This window comes from Streptomyces sp. NPDC032721 (assembly GCF_055579625.1).
The window spans coordinates 61,189-80,031 of record NZ_JBVIMX010000015.1; the positions used below are offsets into that span (position 1 = coordinate 61,189).

The 18,843-nt window shown below is 71.9% G+C and carries 13 protein-coding genes and 1 tRNA gene; 3 read left to right on the forward strand and 11 right to left on the reverse strand.

Features of this window, described 5'->3' with window-relative positions; translation table 11 throughout:
• Together ACZ5PB_RS28785 and ACZ5PB_RS28790 are read right to left on the reverse strand one after the other, a co-directional pair.
• Nucleotides 1-831, reverse strand: a complete 831-nt coding sequence (locus ACZ5PB_RS28785; protein WP_468695022.1) for a hypothetical protein — start codon at nt 829-831, stop codon at nt 1-3.
• Nucleotides 832-912: 81 nt separating this feature from the next.
• The gene (locus ACZ5PB_RS28790; protein ID WP_468695023.1) at nt 913-1,425 is read right to left on the reverse strand and encodes a SigE family RNA polymerase sigma factor; all 513 of its coding nucleotides are present in this window, start codon (nt 1,423-1,425) and stop codon (nt 913-915) included.
• Between the two features lie 128 nt (nt 1,426-1,553).
• On the opposite strand from ACZ5PB_RS28790, the gene ACZ5PB_RS28795 reads away from it, so the two are divergent.
• From ACZ5PB_RS28795 to ACZ5PB_RS28805, 3 genes are all read left to right on the forward strand, one after another.
• The gene (locus ACZ5PB_RS28795; protein ID WP_468695025.1) at nt 1,554-2,222 is read left to right on the forward strand and encodes a DsbA family protein; all 669 of its coding nucleotides are present in this window, start codon (nt 1,554-1,556) and stop codon (nt 2,220-2,222) included.
• A gap of 62 nt (nt 2,223-2,284) precedes the next feature.
• Nucleotides 2,285-2,890 carry a GNAT family N-acetyltransferase gene (locus tag ACZ5PB_RS28800; RefSeq protein ID WP_468695027.1) on the forward strand — a complete coding sequence of 202 codons (606 nt, stop codon included), beginning with the start codon at nt 2,285-2,287 and terminating at the stop codon, nt 2,888-2,890.
• 56 nt (nt 2,891-2,946) lie between these two features.
• Complete coding sequence (locus tag ACZ5PB_RS28805; protein ID WP_468695029.1) at nt 2,947-3,348, forward strand: VOC family protein; 402 nt, start codon at nt 2,947-2,949, stop codon at nt 3,346-3,348.
• 74 nt (nt 3,349-3,422) lie between these two features.
• Here the strand turns inward: ACZ5PB_RS28805 and ACZ5PB_RS28810 are convergent, their stop codons facing one another.
• From ACZ5PB_RS28810 to ACZ5PB_RS28850, 9 genes are all read right to left on the reverse strand, one after another.
• Nucleotides 3,423-4,088 (reverse strand): histone deacetylase, encoded by a 666-nt coding sequence (locus ACZ5PB_RS28810; RefSeq protein WP_468695030.1) that lies wholly within the window; start codon nt 4,086-4,088, stop codon nt 3,423-3,425.
• 86 nt (nt 4,089-4,174) lie between these two features.
• Nucleotides 4,175-4,248 (reverse strand) — tRNA-Thr (locus tag ACZ5PB_RS28815).
• Between the two features lie 122 nt (nt 4,249-4,370).
• Nucleotides 4,371-5,963, reverse strand: a complete 1,593-nt coding sequence (locus tag ACZ5PB_RS28820; RefSeq protein WP_468695032.1) for an alpha/beta hydrolase — start codon at nt 5,961-5,963, stop codon at nt 4,371-4,373.
• 122 nt (nt 5,964-6,085) lie between these two features.
• Nucleotides 6,086-7,291: a DNA polymerase III subunit delta' gene (locus ACZ5PB_RS28825; RefSeq protein WP_468695034.1), complete on the reverse strand. Its 1,206-nt coding sequence runs from the start codon at nt 7,289-7,291 to the stop codon at nt 6,086-6,088.
• Nucleotides 7,292-7,498: 207 nt separating this feature from the next.
• Nucleotides 7,499-10,654, reverse strand: coding sequence for a dTMP kinase (tmk, locus tag ACZ5PB_RS28830; RefSeq protein ID WP_468695035.1), 3,156 nt, complete (start codon nt 10,652-10,654; stop codon nt 7,499-7,501).
• A 389-nt stretch (nt 10,655-11,043) separates the two neighbouring features.
• Nucleotides 11,044-13,887, reverse strand: a complete 2,844-nt coding sequence (gene topA, locus ACZ5PB_RS28835; protein ID WP_468695036.1) for a type I DNA topoisomerase — start codon at nt 13,885-13,887, stop codon at nt 11,044-11,046.
• A 297-nt stretch (nt 13,888-14,184) separates the two neighbouring features.
• Complete coding sequence (locus tag ACZ5PB_RS28840) at nt 14,185-16,359, reverse strand: protein kinase domain-containing protein (RefSeq protein WP_468695038.1); 2,175 nt, start codon at nt 16,357-16,359, stop codon at nt 14,185-14,187.
• 139 nt (nt 16,360-16,498) lie between these two features.
• Nucleotides 16,499-18,058, reverse strand: coding sequence for a DUF7059 domain-containing protein (locus ACZ5PB_RS28845; RefSeq protein ID WP_468695039.1), 1,560 nt, complete (start codon nt 18,056-18,058; stop codon nt 16,499-16,501).
• Between the two features lie 155 nt (nt 18,059-18,213).
• Nucleotides 18,214-18,735: a small secreted protein gene (locus tag ACZ5PB_RS28850; RefSeq protein ID WP_468695041.1), complete on the reverse strand. Its 522-nt coding sequence runs from the start codon at nt 18,733-18,735 to the stop codon at nt 18,214-18,216.
• Nucleotides 18,736-18,843: the final 108 nt, after the last annotated feature.

Sequence of the window (18,843 nt, forward strand, 5' to 3'; positions counted from 1 at the left end):
TCAAGGCTTTGCCGCTCCGCTGTCCTTGTTCTGCGCGAAAGGCCCGATGACCTCGTCGGTGAGCTGCCGCCACACCTGATCCGTCGCCAGCGCCTGCAACCGGTCGACGGGGAGCGAGGGAGTGGAGCGGGCGGGCTTGCCCGTCTTCTCCAGGTACGTGTTCCTCGCGGTCGCGTCGACGACGAGTCCCTGAGGCGTGAGCAGCACCGCATGCCACTCCTTGAACTCCTTCGGCGTGACCCACGACTTCGCGTGGTACCCCTCAAGGGTCATGCGCGTACTGCCGTCCGGGAGCTTCTCGACCCTGCACGCGTCGAAGGCGGCCTGCGCCTTGTCCGGGCAGGTGACCAGCTTGCGGGCCTCCAGGCCCGGAGGAGCCACCCGCCGGATGTAGATCCCGAGCGTCGCCCTGCCCTCGCCGTCGTCGAGAGTGGCCACGGCATAGGGGTCCTCGTACCGCCCCCCGTCCGGCTCCGCGCCGCGCCCCCCGAATTCGGCGGCCCCGCTCCCCTCCGGAAGCAGCCGCTTGAGCGTGCCCGTCATCCAGCCCTCGTCGAACGAGGGCTCGTGCCCGCTCCTGGGGGCGGGGCTCCCGGGCGACACCAAAGCCCTCCCCGCCACCTGCCCCGCGCCGCCCAGCAGTCCGCCCGCCCAGGCGCCGCCCACCCCCACCAGCACGACGGCGGCCACGCCGCCGGTGAGTGCGGCCCTCCTGCGGTGCAGAGTCCGGCGGCCCCGGACGAGCCCGGCCGTGGCCAGCCGCTGCTGATCGGTGTGGAAAGCGTCGCCCGTACGCCGCAGCGCCGGGCCGAGCTCGTCTTCGAAAGGCATGTGAAACCCACCCCTAGCTCATAGATCAAGAAAATCGGGGACCCAAGGACCCGAAGAACCGGACATGGACGCTCCACCGGATCAGCCGGCGGCGAACTCGACCAGATCGCCGCCCAGTTGGTCCCGCAGCTTCGCCAGCGCCCGCGCCGACCGGGTCCGTACGGCGGCCGAGCTCACCCGCATCACCGCCGCCGTCTCCTCGATGCTGCGGTCCTCCCAGTAGCGCAGCACGAGCACCGCACGGTCCTTCGGCGCGAGCCGGCCCAGTGCCTGGAGCAGCGTCACGCGCAGTTCGGCGTCGGAACCCGGGGCTCCGGCACCTTCCGGGAGTTCCCCGACCGGCCGCTCCGCCGCCGAGCGGCGGCGCCGCTGGGTGAGGAAGATCCGGACGAGTACGGTCTGCGCGTACGCCGCCGGGTTGTCTATCCGCGCGACCCGGCCCCACAGCGCGTACATCCGGCCCAGCGTCTCCTGCGCCAGGTCCTCCGCGAGATGGGTGTCCCCGCCGGTCAGCAGGCACGCCGACCGGAAGAGCTGACCGCTGCGCGCGGTGGCGAACTCCAGATAGGCCTCGTCGCGCCCGCCTCTTGGCATGTCTCCCCCGTCACCCGCCGCCGCTGCCCGTACCTCTGTGACGCGATGACCCCCGCGAAATGTTTCAGAAGATGCGCGCCCCGCCCCCCTGTGGCTACCTGGGAGGGACGACCAAGGAGCCCACACCCATGACCCAGTCCTCTCAGGAGTCACAGGCAGCGCAGCAGTCCCCCGGTCCGATACCCGTGCCCGCCCACACCACGGGCACCTCGGGGCTCGTCGTCCCGTACGGCGAGGCGGGTCCGCTGCCGGTGCTGGCTCTGTACGAGGACTTCCGCTGCCCGTACTGCGCGGCGCTGGAACAGGCCTCGGGCGCCACGATCCGCGGCTTCGCCGACGAGGGCCGACTGCGCCTGGAGTACCACTTCGCCGCGTTCCTGGACGGGATGCTCGGCGGCAAGGGCTCCCTGACCGCGCTCAGCGCGGCGGGCGCCGCCGTCAACCAGGGGCAGCGCGAGTTCAAGACCCTGCACGAGGCCCTGTACGCGCAGCAGCCCGACGAGAGCGTCGACTCGTACGGCAACACCTCGGTCCTGCTCCGCGTCGCGGAGTCCGTCGGCCTGACGGCGCCCGCCTTCCGCGAGGCGGTGGACGCCTCGACGTACACCCCGTGGGCCACGGCCGTGGCGGAGGCCTTCGGCCGCAGCGGCGTACGCGGCACCCCGACGCTCCGCCTCGGCGAGGTCTCGCTGCACGGCTTCGACCGCGCGGGCCGCCCCCTGCGCGCACCGGACCTCGCCACCCAGATAGAGACGGCGCTCGCGGGAACGGCACTCGGCAACCCCGGGAAAACGTAAACCCGCACGGGTGGGCCCCCGTTCCTGTTCCGCATCCCGCCGCGCACTGTCACGCTGTGGGCATGGCAGCAGTGGCAGAGGTGTTCTTCCGTCGGCTGAGCAGGTGGCAGGCCGACCAGCAGCGCGAGTCCATCGCCGATCTCTACGAGGCGACGTACCGGGACAGCGGCGAGAAAACCACGTCCCGGGCGAGCAACTCGTACGACCCGTCCTTCCACGACCGAAGCGCCTTCCTCACCCGCTTCGGCGAGGACGTACAGCGCCCCGGGTTCGACATGCTGATCGCCACCAAGGTCACCTCACTGGTGGGCTGCGTCTACGGCTACCTGCCGGACCGGCGGGGCAGCTGGTGGTACGGACGCCATGACATCGCCCCGCGCGAACTGGGCCAACTCCCCGACTCCGGCAAGCTGTTCACCATCGCCGAACTGATGGTGGACCCGGCCCACCGCCGGCAGAACATCGCGGCCCGCCTCCAGGAACGACTGCTCGTCCGCGTCGACGCCGACCGCGTCACCACACTCATCGAGTCGTCCAACACGGCGGCGAAGGCGGCGTACGCGGCCTGGTCCTGGAGTCACGACGACACCCTCCCGCCCGCCAACGACCGCCCCGAGCTGGAGGTATGGAGCCAGTGGCTCCCCTCGGCCACCCTGGAGAACCACTGACGGCAGCGGCACGGAAACGCATTGACAGGGCGGGAGACGGACCAAAAAATCGCCCCATGACGCTCCGCACGCTTCGCATCAAGGCCTTCGACCACCTGGTCCTCAACGTCACCGACGTCGAGCGCTCCCTCGCCTTCTACACCGGCCCCCTCGGCCTCGAACCCGTCCGGGTGGAGGAGTGGCGGGCCGGCAAGGTCCCCTTCCCCTCGGTCCGTATCACCCCCGACACCATCATCGACCTCTTCAGCCGCCCCCGGGGTGAGTCGAACGTCGACCACATCTGTCTGACCGTCGACCCCCTGGACTGGCAACAGGTCATCGACTCGGGCGTCTTCACGGTCCTGGAGGGCCCGGTCCCGCGCTTCGGCGCCCGCGGAGACGCCCAGTCCCTCTACGTACAGGACCCGGACGGCAACACGGTCGAACTGCGCTGGTACCCGCAGGACGTCACGTCCTGAACCCCCGCTGGGGCCGCCCTGGCAAGCGGGGCGGCCCCTTCGGCCCTCGCGAAAAGAACTCAGGCGTACTCGACTCAGGCGTACTCACGGACAAGGTCGGCGACGGCCTGCTCCGACCAGTGGCCGACCGCCCCAGGACTGGCCGCGACGTACGCGGCAACAGCCTCAACACCCCACGCACCGCTGGCCAGCAGGCCCGACGCAATGACGCGAACGTATTCCGGCGAGGGCGCGACCCCCGGTACGTCGTTCATGCCCCACGGTGCCGTGAAAGTCAGCACGGGCAACTCCTCGACCTGCCCCACGCACACGAGCGTCTCGTACCGCCCCTCCCCCAACACAGCACGCCCGTACGCCAGAACGTCGGTCAGATCGAGATCCGCGCCGGGCTCCCGGTACATCTCCTGAGCCGCGACGTCCGCGAACTGCTGGACGGACACCAGATGCGCCCTGGCGAGCACCGTCCCCCGGACTCCCGGATCGTAGAAGGCCCTGCCGCCGCCCCACACGAGTGACTCCGTCGCGAAGTACATCGCCCCTGCCAGCTCCACAGGGACGGACCGCGTCGGCATGCTCCGGTCACGACACCCCGGATACGACCTGACGGCCCCCGGAGGCCTGCCACCTCGAATGTAGGCGGCCAGCCGCTCCAGATGCATGTTCGAGCCGTAGGACGTGTACCAGACCCGCACGGGGTGCGGGTCACGGGGAAGCTCCGGATCGATTCGTCGCGGGGACATCACTCTTGCGTGCTTCTGAGGGGCGCGTACGCAGGGAGACATGAAAAAACCCCAGGTCACGGCGAGTGAGTCCTGGGGTTAATCCGAGCCGCCTTCGGGATTCGAACCCGAGACCTACGCATTACGAGTGCGTTGCTCTGGCCAACTGAGCTAAGGCGGCGCCGCTGCCGTTCACACCATGGTGCGATCAGCAGCGTGGACAAGTCTACACAGTTTCCCGGGGTGCTCCGCACATCCCCGGGTTGAGGGCTTCCGTGCAGGTCAGAGGGGAGGCGGTGGAGGTCAGGAGCACTGCTTGCCGTCCTTCGGAGGGGTGCCTTCCAGGAGGTAGGTGTTGATCGCGGTGTCGATGCAGTCGCTGCCTCGGCCGTACGCGGTGTGGCCGTCGCCGTCGTAGGTCAGGAGGGTGCCGGTGGCGAGCTGGGCGGCGAGGGACCTGGCCCACTTGTACGGGGTGGCCGGGTCGCGGGTGGTGCCGACGACGACGATCGGGGCGGCGCCCTCGGCCTCGATGCGGTGGGGCCTGCCGGTGGCGGGGAGCGGCCAGGAGCCGCAGTTCAGGGAGGCCCAGGCGAGGCCCCGGCCGAAGACGGGGGACGCCTTCTCGAAGGAGGGGAGCGCGGCGCGGACGTCGTCCGGGGCGGCGAAGGCCGGGGGGAGGTCGAGGCAGTTCACGGCGGTGTTGGCGTACATGAGGTTGGCGTACGTGCCGTTCGGCTCGCGCTCGTAGTAGGTGTCGGCGAGGGCGAGGAGGGGGGCGCCGTCACCGGCAGCGGCGGCCTTGATGCCGGTGCGGAGCTGGGGCCAGGCGGCCTCGTCGTACATCGCGGCGATCGCGCCGGTGGTGGCGAGGGCCTCGCCGAGGGGGCGGTTCTTGTCCTTGGTGGGGGCGGGTTTGGCGTCGAGGGCGGCGAAGAGGGCCTTGAGGCGGGTGCCGGCCTGGGCGGGGGTGCCGGTGCCGAGCGGGCAGTCCTTCTGCTTGACGCAGTCGGCGGCGAAGGACTGGAAGGCGGTCTCGAAACCGGCGGTCTGGTCGCGGTTCATGTCGCGGGCGGGGAGCGAGGGGTCCATCGCGCCGTCGAGGACGAGGCGGCCGGTGCGCTCGGGGAAGAGTTCGGCGTACGTGGCGCCGAGGAAGGTGCCGTACGAGGCGCCGACGTAGTGCAGCTTCTTGTCGCCGAGGATCTCGCGGAGCAGGTCCATGTCGCGGGCCGCCTCGACGGTGGAGACGTGCGGAAGGATGCGCGCCGAGCGCTTCTCGCAGCCGGCCGCGAACTTCTCGTACGCGGCGGAGAGCCTGCTCACCTCCGCCGCGTCGTCGGGGGTCTGGTCGACCTGGGTGTGGGCGTCCATCTCCGGTCCCGTGAGGCATTCGACGGGCTCGCTGCGGGCGACTCCGCGCGGGTCGACGGCGACCATGTCGTAGCGGGCCCGGACCGGGGCCGGGTAGCCGAGGGCGGCGAACGCCTGGAGGTAGCCGATCGCGGAGCCGCCCGGTCCGCCCGGGTTGACCTGCAACGATCCGATGCGGGCGCCGGGGCCTGTGGCCTTCTTACGGGCGACCGCCAGTTTGATGTCGCCGCTGCCGCCGTCCCCCGTGCCCGGCTTCGCGTAGTCGAGCGGCGCCTTCATGCTCGCGCATTCGAACCCGGGGACGCCGCACTCCCGCCAGGTCAGCTTCTGGGAGTAGTACGGGGCGAGGGCCGCGCGGTCCGCGACCGGCCCGGCGCCCTGGCTCCGGCCGTGCGCCGCCGACGACACGCTCCCGCTCGGCTCCGCCGACGTACCCGAGGAGCAGCCGGAGGAACCGGCGACCAGCAGGCCGGTCGCGGCGAGGAGAGTGGCGGATGTACGGAGCGGGCGCCTGGTAGTCATGCCCGGAGCGTAGTGGGGAGATGACGCGCGGTGCATGCCGGATGGGTGCGGTTGCCCGTACGAGTGAGACGGTCAACCCGCCGCTCGCCCGGGCCGCGTATCCGCTCGGCGGCGGCCTTCCGTCAGCCGGCCCGGAGGGACACCGCCATGGCCTCGACCGCCAGCAGCGGTGCCACGTTCCGGTCGAGGGCCTGGCGGCAGGCGATGATCGACTCGATGCGGCGCAGGGTGCGTTCGGGGGTGGAGTCGCGGGCGATGCGGTCCAGGGACTCGCGTACGTCCTCGTTCGCGAGGGCGACGGAGGAGCCGAGCTGGAGGGCGAGCACGTCGCGGTAGAAACCCGTCAGGTCGGTGAGGGCGAGGTCGAGGCTGTCGCGCTGCGTACGGGTGGAGCGGCGCTTCTGACGGTCGGCCAGCTCCTTCATCGCCCCCGCCGTACCGCGCGGCATCCGGCCGCCCGCGGCCGCGCCGAGCGCCGCCTTCAGGTCCTCGGTCTCCTTCTCGTCGACCTCCTCCGCGACCTGCTTGGCGTCCTCGCCCGCCGCGTCGACCAGCTCCTGGGCCGCCTTGAGGCAGCCGCCGATGTCGTCCACCCGCAGGGGCAGGCGCAGCACGGTGGCGCGACGGTTGCGGGCACGCTCGTCGGTGGCGAGGCGGCGGGCGCGGCCGATGTGGCCCTGGGTGGCGCGGGCGGCGGTCATGGCTGCCTCGGGCTCGATGCCGTCGCGCCGTACGAGCACATCGGCGACGGCGTCCACCGAGGGCGTGTTCAGGGTGAGGTGGCGGCAGCGGGAGCGGATCGTCGGCAGTACGTCTTCGAGCGAGGGGGCGCAGAGCAGCCAGACCGTCCGGGGAGCGGGCTCCTCGACGGCCTTGAGCAGCACGTTCCCCGCGCCCTCGGTGAGGCGGTCGGCGTCCTCCAGGACGATGACCTGCCAGCGGCCGACGGCCGGGGAGAGCTGGGCGCGCCGGACCAGGTCGCGGGTCTCCTTCACACCGATGGAGAGCAGATCGGTACGGACGATCTCCACATCGGCATGCGACCCGACGAGGGTGGTGTGGCAGCCGTCGCAGTGACCGCAGCCGGGGACACCGCCCAGCGCACGGTCGGGGCTGACGCACTGGAGGGCGGCGGCGAAGGCGCGCGCTGCAGTGGAACGGCCGGATCCCGGCGGTCCGGTGAACAGCCAGGCGTGCGTCATCCGGGAGGCGTCGGGGCTGGCCGCACCCGTGGTCTGGAGGGTGACCTGGGTGTCGGCATCCCTGGCGGCGGCAGCCAGCTGCTCCTGGACCCGGCCCTGTCCGACGAGGTCGTCCCATACGGTCATCCGGTCCTGCCCTCCCTCTCGCTCGCGCGGCTCCTCCACGGCGCCCTGCGGGGACCGTGACCTCCATTGTGTGCGAGCCCACTGACAACGGAGAAATGCCGGGCGGGGAGGCGTGCGGGGACAAGGCCGCGGAGCAGGGGGCGGAGCAATGCGCGGAGGGGGTGCCGCCGTATCCGGCAGCACCCCCTCCGCTTCACTGACCCGCGCTCAGGACCTGCGTCCGCCCCGGCGCCCGCGCCCGTCGTCCGGATCGTCCGGCCCGCCCAGCAGCTCGTCCGCCAGGGACGGCAGGTCGTCCAGCGGGGTCTCCTCCGCCCAGTCCGACCGCCGACGCGGCCGTTCTGCCTGCTCCTGCCCGGCGCCCTCGGGGTTGTCCGGGTCGAACTGCGGGAGCTCGCGGGTCCGGTCGTTCCCGTCGCCGGTGCCCGGCCGGGGGCCGCTCTCACCGGCGGCCTCGTCGCGGAAGTAGCCCGGCGGAACCCGGTCCGCCGGCCCCCCGTCACGTACCGGAGGAAGCACCGCCGTCTCGTCCGCCGCACCGTGAGGAGCCACCGGCGTCTGCGGCAGCACCGTCGTCTCCTCCATGTCGGCGGGAGCACCGGAAGCCCCGGAAGCCCCGGAAGCAGCAGGCCCGGCCGGCTCCGCGGCGTCCTTCGTCATGTCCAGCCGTACGACCGGAGTCGGCACCGTCACCTCACTGTCCGACTCCGCCTTCTGCGCGGCAGCCTTCGCGGAACCCGTCGCCGCCGCAGAGGCGGCAGCCGCCGAAGCCGACGCCGAAGCGGCACTGGCCGCCTCCGCCGCCCGCCGCGCCTCCTCCGCCCGGAGCAGCGCCTCCTCCGCCTTGCGCTGCTTCTCGCGGCGGCGTTCGTCGGCCTCGGCGCGCAGCCGCATCTCCTCCTCGGCCTGCTTGCGCAGCCGCTCCTCCTCGACGGCCCGCGCCTTGGCCTCGGCCTCGCGGCGCACCCGCTCCTCCTCGGCGAGCCTGCGTGCCTCCTCGGCGCGCTGCCTGGCCTCCTCGGCCTGCCGCTCCGCCTCGCGCTGGCGCGCCTCCTCGATCTCGCGGCGCTTGCGCTCCTCCTCCTCGGCGCGCAGCCGGGCGAGCTGTTCCTGCCGCTCGCGCTCGATGCGCTCCTCCTCGGCCTTGCGCGCGGCCTCCTCCTCGGCGAGGCGTCGCGCCTCCTCCTCGGCGGCCTTGCGGGCGGCTTCCTGCGCGGCGATCTCCTGCTCGGACATCGGCAGCATCTGGTCGAGCCGGTGCCGTACGACGGTCGTGACCGCCTCGGGCTCCTGACCTGCGTCGACGACCAGGTACCGGCTCGCGTCCGAGGCCGCCAGCGTCAGGAATCCGGCCCGCACGCGCGCGTGGAACTCCGGAGGCTCCGATTCCAGCCGGTCCGGCGCCTCCGTGAACCGCTCCCGCGCGGTCTCCGGCGACACGTCCAGGAGCACGGTCAGATGCGGTACGAGACCGTGGGTCGCCCACCGCGACATCCGCGCGATCTCGGTCGGGGCCAGATCGCGCCCGGCCCCCTGGTAGGCCACCGACGAGTCGATGTACCGGTCGGTGATGACCACGGCGCCGCGCTCCAGGGCGGGCCGTACGACCGAATCGACGTGCTCGGCGCGGTCCGCGGCGTACAGCAGTGCCTCGGCCCGGTTCGACAGTCCGGCGCTCGACACGTCGAGCAGGATCGACCGCAGCCGCTTCCCGATCGGCGTCGCACCCGGCTCGCGGGTCACCACGACCTCGTGGCCCTTCGCCCTTATCCAGTCGGCGATGGCCTTGGCCTGGGTGGACTTCCCGGCGCCGTCGCCGCCCTCCAGGGCGATGAAGAAACCGGTCGCGGACGGGGCCTGCTCGGGCTCGCCGCCACGGATCGCCTCCCGCAGGTCACGCCGCAGCGGCACCCCCTGCCGGTCGTCCGCCTTCGCGAGTACGAGCGCGGCGACGGGCAGCAGCAGGGCTCCGACCAGCATCAGCGTGTATCCGGCGCCGCCGCCCTGTACGAAGACGAAGGTTCCGCTCTGCAGCCGGTGGAAGCCGATCGCGGCGGTCAGCAGCGGCCCGGCCAGGACGCCGACCGCGGCGGTCAGCCGTACGACGGCCTGGAGGTGCTCCGTGGTGCGGGCCCGCCGGTAGTCCTCGGTCTCCAGGTCGAGCAGGGTGTGCCCGGTGTTGGCGGCGACGCCCGCGGCGACGCCCGCCAGGAGGGCGAGCAGCAGCACGGTCGTGGTGTCGGGCACCAGCCCCATGGCGAGCAGCGCGACCCCGGTGACGGTGATCGCGAGGGCCAGCAGCCGGCGGCGGGACAGGACGGGCAGGACCTTGCCCGCGCTCCGGATGCCGATCCCGGTGCCCGCGGAGAGGCCGAGCACCAGCAGTGCGAAGACGGCGGCACCGTGCCCGAGGTCGCTCGCGTGCAGGACGGACACGGCTCCGGCGGCGGCGATCGCGCCGGTCACGGCGGCACAGGCGAAGACCAGAAGCGGAATGGCCCCGGTACGTCCCTTGTCGGGCCCGTTCCCGGTACTGGGCCGGCGCAGCCCCTCCAGCGGCGAACGCGGACGGGGCGTGTGCGCGTCCGGCAGTTCCAGCAGCACCACCGTGGAAACGGAAGCCGCGAAGAGCCCGGCGGCCACATAGGACCCGAGCGCCGCGGGGTGCTGCGTGAACCAGTCGAGCCCGACCCCGATCAGCCGCCCGAGGAGGGTGGCCACGAGCAGGGTGGCGGCAGCGAGGGGGATCGCCGCGAAGCCGGTACGGAGGGACAGCTTCCGCAGCGCTTCGAGGTGGTCGGGCAGCGGCCGTACCGCGGCACCCTCTATGGGCGGCGCGGGCAGCAGCGCCGGTGCGGCGCTCTCCCGCGCCACCGTCCAGAACCGCTCGGCCACTCCCATGAGGAACACGGTGACCAGCAGCATCGCGGTCGCCTTGGCCGGCAGCCAGACCACCCACAGGGGCGCGACGACCAGCAGTGCGACCCGTACCCCGTCGGCCGCGAGCATCGCCCACCGGCGGTCCAGCGGCCCCCCGGGCGCGACGAGCGCGGACATCGGCCCGAGCAGTACGGCGCCGAAGAGGAGCGTGGCGAGGAGGCGTGCGCCGAACACCGCGGCGACGACGAAGGCGTCGGCACGGTAGTCACCGCCGAAGACCCCCTGGGGCCCGGCGGCCTCCCGCGTCAGCAGAATAAGGACAAGAAGGGCGAGAGCGTCCCCGATACCGCCGACGAGCTGTGCGCTCCACAGCCGCCGGAGCGGCTGGTGGCGCAGAAGAGCCCGGACGGCTCGCTCGCGTGAGTCTGCGGCTAGTGCGTCGGAGGTGGGGCTCACGACCGTTGGCTGCTCGGCTCGCGTCATCCCGCCAGCCTATCCGGCCAGACGGAAGGCATGCGGGGGGTGTCCGAACACATGGACGGATCCCCCTTGCGCCTGCGGCGGGCGCCCCGCTGGCTGCGGTGCTGAGGGGCTTCTGTCTGCCCGGGTCGGCGGGTGGTTGCTCGCGCAGTTCCCCGCGCCCCCAGGCGCCCTGGGGGCGCGGGGAACTGAGCGGCCAGCCACATCGAACCCGCACATCCGACCCAGCCCCGCGGAGCGGTTTCGGGAAGGGGCGGGGTGGGGGGAGGCCCGCCGCAGGCGCGGCACCTCCCCACGGGCCGGCGCCGCCCGAGCCGCTCAGCCAGGGAAGAGGCCGCACCAGCTCAGGCGCGCACCCACGCCCACCCCGACGCCCACACCCGCTCCCCCGGCTACTCTCCTCCGGCGTCCGCCGAAGAAGCCGCCGTCTTCTTGGCCGGAGCCTTCTTCGCCACGGCCTTCTTGGCGACCGTCTTCTTCGCGGCCACAGTCTTCTTGGCCGCCGTCTTCTTCGCGGCTGCCTTCTTGGCCGGTGCCTTCTTGGCCGGCGCCTTCTTGGCCGCCTTCTTGGCGGTCTTCTTCGCCGGGCCCTTGGCCCGCTTCTCCGCCAGCAGCTCGTACCCGCGCTCGGGAGTGATCTCCTCCACGCTGTCGCCGGACCGCAGCGTCGCGTTGGTCTCGCCGTCGGTCACATAGGCACCGAAGCGCCCGTCCTTGACCACCACGGGGCGCTCGCTGACCGGGTCCGTGCCCAGTTCCTTCAGCGGCGGCTTGGCGGCGGCCCGGCCCCGCTGCTTGGGTTGGGCGTAGATGGCGAGGGCCTCCTCGACCGTGATCGAGAAGAGCTGGTCCTCGGTCTCCAGCGACCGCGAGTCCGTGCCCTTCTTCAGGTACGGCCCGTACCTGCCGTTCTGTGCGGTGATCTCGACGCCCTCGGCGTCGGTGCCCACCACGCGCGGCAGCGACATCAGCTTCAGCGCGTCCGCCAGCGTCACCGTGTCCAGGGACATCGACTTGAAGAGCGAGGCGGTCCGCGGCTTCACCGCGTTCTTGCCCGTCTTCGGCGTGCCCTCGGGGAGGATCTCCGTCACGTAGGGCCCGTAGCGGCCGTCCTTCGCGACGATCTGCCGCCCCGTCTCCGGGTCGGCGCCCAGCTCGAAGTCCCCGCTCGGCTTGGCGAGCAGCTCCTCCGCGTACTCCACCGTGAGCTCGTCCGGAGCTATGTCGTCCGGTACGTCGGCCCGCTGGTGGTTCTCCGCGTCCTTCTCGCCGCGCTCGACGTAGGGACCGTAACGGCCGACCCGCAGCACGATGCCGTCGCCCACCGGGAACGACGAGATCTCCCGCGCGTCGATCGCGCCGAGGTCGGTCACCAGCTCCTTGAGACCACCGAGGTGATCGCCGTCCCCGTTCCCGGCGTCCGAGGCCACGCCGGTGGCCTCTCCCTCGCCGAAGTAGAACCGCTTCAGCCACGGCACGGACTGCGCCTCGCCCCGCGCGATGCGGTCGAGGTCGTCCTCCATCCTGGCGGTGAAGTCGTAGTCGACGAGCCGCCCGAAGTGCTTCTCCAGGAGATTCACCACGGCGAACGACAGGAACGACGGAACGAGCGCCGTCCCCTTCTTGAACACATACCCGCGGTCCAGGATCGTGCCGATGATCGAGGCGTACGTCGAAGGACGCCCGATCTCGCGCTCTTCCAGCTCCTTGACCAGCGAGGCCTCGGTGTAGCGGGCCGGCGGCTTGGTGGCGTGGCCGTCGACCGTGATCTCCTCGGCGCCCAGCGCGTCGCCCTCCGCGACCTGCGGGAGGCGGCGCTCGCGGTCGTCCAGCTCCGCGTTCGGGTCGTCGGCGCCTTCGACGTACGCCTTCATGAAGCCGTGGAAGGTGATCGTCTTGCCGGAGGCGGAGAACTCGGCGACCCGGCCGTCGGACGAGGTGCCCGCGATCTTCACGGTGACCGAGTTGCCGACCGCGTCCTTCATCTGGGAGGCGACGGTCCGCTTCCAGATCAGCTCGTAGAGGCGGAACTGGTCGCCGGTAAGACCGGTCTCGGCCGGGGTGCGGAAACGATCACCCGAGGGGCGGATCGCCTCGTGCGCCTCCTGCGCGTTCTTGACCTTGCCGGCGTACGTGCGCGGCTTGTCCGGCAGATAGCTGGCGCCGTAGAGCTGCGTCACCTGGGCGCGCGCGGCCTGGACCGCGGTGTCCGAGAGCGTCGTGGAGTCCGTACGCATGTAGGTGATGAAGCCGTTCTCGTACAGCTTCTGGGCCACCTGCATCGTGGACTTCGCGCCGAATCCCAGCTTGCGGGACGCCTCCTGCTGGAGGGTCGTCGTACGGAAGGGAGCGTACGGCGAGCGGCGGTAGGGCTTGGACTCGACCGAGCGCACGGCGAAGGAGGAGTCGGCGAGGGCTGCGGCCAGGGCGCGGGCGTTCGCCTCGTCGAGGTGCTGGACGTCGCTCTTCAGCTGTCCGGCCGCGTTGAAGTCACGGCCCTGGGCGATGCGCCGGCCGTCGACCGTGGCCAGGCGGGCGACCAGGGTGGACGGGTCGGAGGCATCGCCGGTGCGTCCGGTGGAGAACGTACCGGTGAGGTCCCAGTACTCGGCAGAACGAAAAGCGATGCGCTCGCGTTCCCGGGCGACGACCAGACGGGTGGCGACGGACTGCACGCGGCCCGCCGACAGCTTCGGCATGACCTTCTTCCACAGGACCGGCGAGACCTCGTAGCCGTACAGCCGGTCGAGGATGCGGCGGGTCTCCTGCGCGTCGACCATCGTCTTGTTCAGCTCGCGCGGGTTGGCGACGGCCTCGCGGATCGCGTCCTTGGTGATCTCGTGGAAGACCATCCGGTGGACCGGAACCTTGGGCTTCAGAACTTCCTGCAGATGCCACGCGATGGCCTCGCCCTCGCGGTCCTCATCGGTGGCGAGGAAGAGTTCGTCCGACTCGGCCAGCAGCTCCTTGAGCTTCTTGACCTGCGCCTTCTTGTCGGAGTTCACGACGTAGATGGGCTGGAAGTCGTTCTCGACGTCGACCCCGAGGCGGCGCACCTCGCCGGTGTACTTGTCCGGCACCTCCGCGGCGCCGTTGGGGAGGTCGCGGATGTGCCCGACGCTCGCCTCGACTACGTATCCGGGGCCGAGGTAGCCCTTGATCGTCTTCGCCTTGGCAGGAGACTCGACGATGACGAGTCGGCGGCCGCCCTGTGCGGTCTCGCTGGTCGGGGACAACTTGGCTCTTCTCTCCGGTCGACACTCTGGTCACAAGCGGTGGTCTTGTACACGTCAGGCACGGGTCGTGCCGACGCGCAACGCTGCGGAGTGTGACGGTACAACCCGCCCCCGTGTCAAACGGCAAAAGCCCGAAAGCCCGCAACGGCCACTCCGGAGACGGTAACCCGACAATCGCCATTCCTGCCGCCCGGACCGCCACACCACCCCTTCAGGGCCTGCCCACCACATCCCCCCGAATCCCGCCCCCACGCCCGTCCCCACCCGGCCCGCCCAGACCCCTCCCCACCCACCGCTTCACCCTCCGCCCGACGGCGTGATCTTCCCCTTTTCCGGTTTTCCGTCCGCGCGTGCCACCGTGCAGACGACCTTCGTGAAGCCGGTGCCCCACTCGCTCTCGCCGGCCAGCCTGCCGAGCGTGGTGAGTGTCGCGCCGGGTGCCCAGGTGGCCTCGAACTTGTTGCCGCAGAGCTTGTGGCCGTTGTCCAGCGCGCGTTTGTACGTCATCCCGGCCGGCGCCCACACCGACCCGACCACCTGGTCCGTGTGCGACTCCGCGCAGTCCGTCAGCAGTGCCTCGAACGTCGTTTTCCGGTCCTTGTAGACCCAGCAGTCGCCGATGGCCATCGCCGGCACCGGCAGGTCCAGCCCCGCGTCCCGGAACTTGCCCACCTCGCTGCCGATCGCCGTGTGCCGCCCGATCACCAGGCAGACCACCTCCCCGCCCGCCAGGTCGAACCCCTGCGCCGTCGGGATCAGCGGATACGACGCCGCGTCGGGCAGCGCCTCGACCACCGAGAGGGTCTCGCTGTTGCACTTGGCGGCGCCCTCCTTGCGCGCCGCCTCCGCCGTGGCGAACTTCTCGACCGCCATCGCCTGCCCGTCCGGCGAGTCGCTCGCGCAGTCCACGACCCCGATGTTGGGCTGCCCGGAGAACGGTTTGCTGGTCCACACCGCGTTGACGCAGTCGCCCACCGACAGGGACTGGGTCAGACCGATCTCCGTGCCGTACGGGAAGAGCTGACCCGGGCCCGCCGTGGATTCGCCCGGCGAGGACGACGGCGTACCGGGAGCGGAGGACGCGGTTCCGGGGGCTCCGGCGTTGCTCTTCTCCCCTCCCTTGGCGGCGAGCACCGCCCAGGTGCCACCACCTGCGGCGAGCAGTACGGCCACCACGACACCGAGCACCACGGCGCGGCGCTTTTTCCGCCGCTCGGGGTCCGAGCCTGAGTCGGCCCCGGATGCCCCCGGCGCCCCAGGCGCACTCCGCGACCCGGGCGTTCCAGGGGTTCCAGGGGTTCCGGGGGTCGACGGCGTCCTCCCGCCGAACCCGCCCGGCGTACCAGGGGTACCCGGGCTGCCAGGAGTCCCCGGGCCACCCGGCGTACCCGGCGTCCCGCCGCCCCCCGCCGCATACGGATTCTGTTCGTACGGATACGGATTGGGCTGGTACGGCGCGTACGACCCCCCGCCCCCCAACGACACGGTTCCGCCACCCGGAACCCCACCGGAACCGGCCCCTCCGCCACCCCCACCCCCGGCCCCGGCCCCGTACGGCAGCATCGGCCCGAAGCCCGCCGCCGGCCCCCGCCGCACCCGTTCCAGCCCCCGCGCCACGGCCTCCGGGGAGGACCGCCGTACCGGATTCTTCGTCAGCAGGCCCAGCAGCACCGGCCCCAGGAGTTCCCCGGCCAGCCTCGGCGGAGCCGGAGGTTCCGTCAGCAGGGCGGTGAGCATGGCGTAGTCGTCGTCCCGGTCGAACGCGCCCCGGCCCTCGACGGCCGAGTACAGCGTGGCACCGAGCGAGAAGAGGTCGGCGGCCGGTGTCGGCGGGTCGCCATGCGCCCGCTCCGGCGCCAAGTAGCCGGGCGTACCCAGGATTCCGGCGGTGGCGGTCAGCCGGGGCTCGTTCGAACCCGGCTGAAGCGCGATCCCGTAGTCGGTCAGCAGCACCCGCCCGTACGGGCCCGAACCGTCCGGGGCGAGAAGGATGTTGGCCGGTTTCACATCCCGGTGCAGGATGCCGATCCGGTGGCCGAAAGTGAGCGCGTCGAGGACCGCGAGCCCGATCCGGGCGGTCTCCTCGGGCGACAGCGGGCCCGAACTCCGTACCACCGCCTGGAGATCGAGCGCGTCCGGCACGAACTCCATGACGATCCACGGGAGTCCGTCGTGCGCCACCACGTCGTGCACCGTCACCACATGCGGATGGCCGCGCAGCCGGGCGGCGTTGCGCGCCTCGCTGCGCGCGCGGGCGATCCGCTCGTCCCGCTCGCGCTCACCGACGGGCCCCTCGCCCTCCCCCTGCGGCATGGTGATCTCCTTGATGGAGACCTCGGTGGCCAGATCCTGGTCGTAGGCCAGCCACACCCTCCCCATGCCGCCCGAACCCAGCTTCCGCACCAGCCGGTAGCGCCCCGCGACGACCCGCCGCCCCCCGCTTCCGCCCCGATCCGGTGTGCTTCCCGCCATGGCGCCTCCCCCGGAACCACTCTCCCGGGAGCGCGCCCCCGGAACGGCTTCCTGCGCGTGCGGGACACACTCCCCGCACCCTCTTCGAAGGTAGCCGCGCACCGGGGGCAGCACGCAGGCCCGTGCCGGGCAAAAGCCGTTACTCGGGCCCCACCGCCCCTTCGTCCTCCAGGGGCACCAGGAACCCCTGCTCCACCATGGCCCGGATGGCTTCCGGCGTCCGGTCCCGCAGCAACACCGGGTCCTCGTCCATCAGTTGGGCGATGGCGTCCAGGATCTGTCCGGCCGTCAGCGTCCCGTCGCAGACTCCCGCGAAGCCCGCGCCGACCGTGTCGGCCTTCGTCGCCCGCCGCATCCCCCGGTTCTGGCGCAGCACCACGTACTCCGGGTCCTCGTCGCCGGGCACCCCGATCTGCTCCTGCACGACCTCGTCGGCCAGTACGAACCGGTCGGCGAGCAGCGCCGCGTCGTCGTGCCCGCGCAGATAGTCCTGGCGCTCGAAGTGGGCCCGGATCACCGGTCCGAGCGGCTGCTCGACGGGGTGCGGCCACTCCTCGACGGTCACCGAGGGCTCGCCCACCGCCCCTGCCGGGCGCCTGCGCAGGGTGATCCAGCCGAAGCCGACCCCGGTGGTCTTGCGCTCCTCGAACTCGTCCAGCCACGCCTCGTACCGCGCCGCGTACTCGGCCGGGTCGGTGCGGTGGTCGCCGCCGTCGCGCAGCCACAGCTCGGCGTACTGCGTGATGTCCTGCACCTCGCGCTGGACGATCCAGGCGTCGCAGCCCTGCGGCACCCAGGAGCGGAGCCGGTCCTTCCAGTCCTCGCCGTCCACGTGCTGCCAGTTGGCCAGGAACTGGGCGTAGCCGCCCTCGTTGAGCCGCTCCCCGGCCCCGGAGACGAGCATGCGGCAGAGGTCGTCGCCGCCCATCCCGCCGTCCCGGTAGGTGAGCCGGGCGCCGGGCGAGATGACGAAGGGCGGGTTGGAGACGATCAGGTCGTACGTGGCCTCTCCGACCGGCTCGAACAGCGAGCCCTCCAGCAGCTCGGCCGCCGGCGCCCCGGACAGCGCGAGGGTGAGGCGGGTGAAGGCCAGCGCACGCGGGTTGAGGTCGGTGGCGGTGACCCGCACCGCGTGCTGCGCCGCGTGCAGGGCCTGGATGCCGGACCCGGTGCCGAGGTCGAGTGCCGAGCCGACGGGCGTACGTACGGTGATCCCGGCGAGCGTGGTGGACGCCCCGCCGACGCCGAGCACGACGCCCTCCTCGCGGGTGCCCGCACCGCCTGCGCCGCCGACCGCGCGCCCCAGGTCGGACACGATGAACCAGTCCTGGCCCTCGTCCCCGCCGTACGGCCGTACGTCGACACGCGCGCGCAGCTCGCCGGAGTCCGCGTCGGCGGCCAGCCAGCCGTCGGCCAGGCAGCGCTCGACGGGCAGCACCTCGGCGGCGCGGGCGGCGGGCACGGACTCCTGGAGCAGGAAGAGCCGCACCAGCGTGGCGAGGGGGCCTCCGCCCCGGGTGGCCCGCAGTGCGGGCACGGTCTCGCCCCGGGCCAGCGCGCTGTAGGCGGGCGCGCCGAGCAGATCGAGCAGCCCGTCGGCGGTGAAGGCCGCGGCGAGCAGGGCCTCGCGCAGCCGGGGCGCGGTCTCGGGGGCGGGCAGGGACTCGGGCAGGGGCGCGGAAAGGCTGGTCTGACTCACTCGGCCATTGTCACCGCTGCCACTGACAATCGCCGTACCACTCGGCCCCGCCGCGATGCGATCGCCGTACCGCTGGGCCCGTGCGCTCGCCGTACCGCTCGGCCGCCTGCCGTGCGGCGGCCGCAGCCCGCGGCCGCTCCCGCACAGCCGCTGTCTTACTGCGTCTTGCCGTACTTCTCGTTCGCCGCGCACAGGATCGGCTGGCCGGCGACCTTGCCCATGTCCTTGCCCAGCTTGTCGAGGCCCTTGGCGAACTCACCCTGGTTCTTGGTGTCCAGCGCGTCGGCCTGCTTCTTCAGCTCGGTGAAGGAGGTGGCCCGCTTCTCCAGGTCCGCGATCATCTTCTTGTACCTGTCCTCGCCGCCCTTGATCGGCGGTGCACCGGCCTGGCGCAGGACCGTGACCAGCTCCTTGTCGGCGTCCACCATCTGCTGGAGGGACGCGGAGTCGGCCTTCTTGATGTCCTCGGGCTTGCCGTCGTCCGTCACGGCGGCCATCGTCTGGTCCGCCTTCTTCCCCTTTTCGAGGGAGGCCTTCTCCTTGGGGCAGTAGGAGCTGAACCACGCCTCCGCTTCCTTCTTGGCCTTCTCCTCGGGGCTGTCCCCGCAGCCGGTCAGCGTGGTCATCATCACCAGTACCGCACCGCCGGACAGTGCGGCTGCAAGCTTCTTGTTCACCGGATTGGTCCCTTCCAAGGTTCTCGGCCCCGGAACATACACGTCCAGTGACCGCTCCCCACGTGTCGGCCATCCGGTTTACCCGGCATTGAAGCCATTTGCACCAAG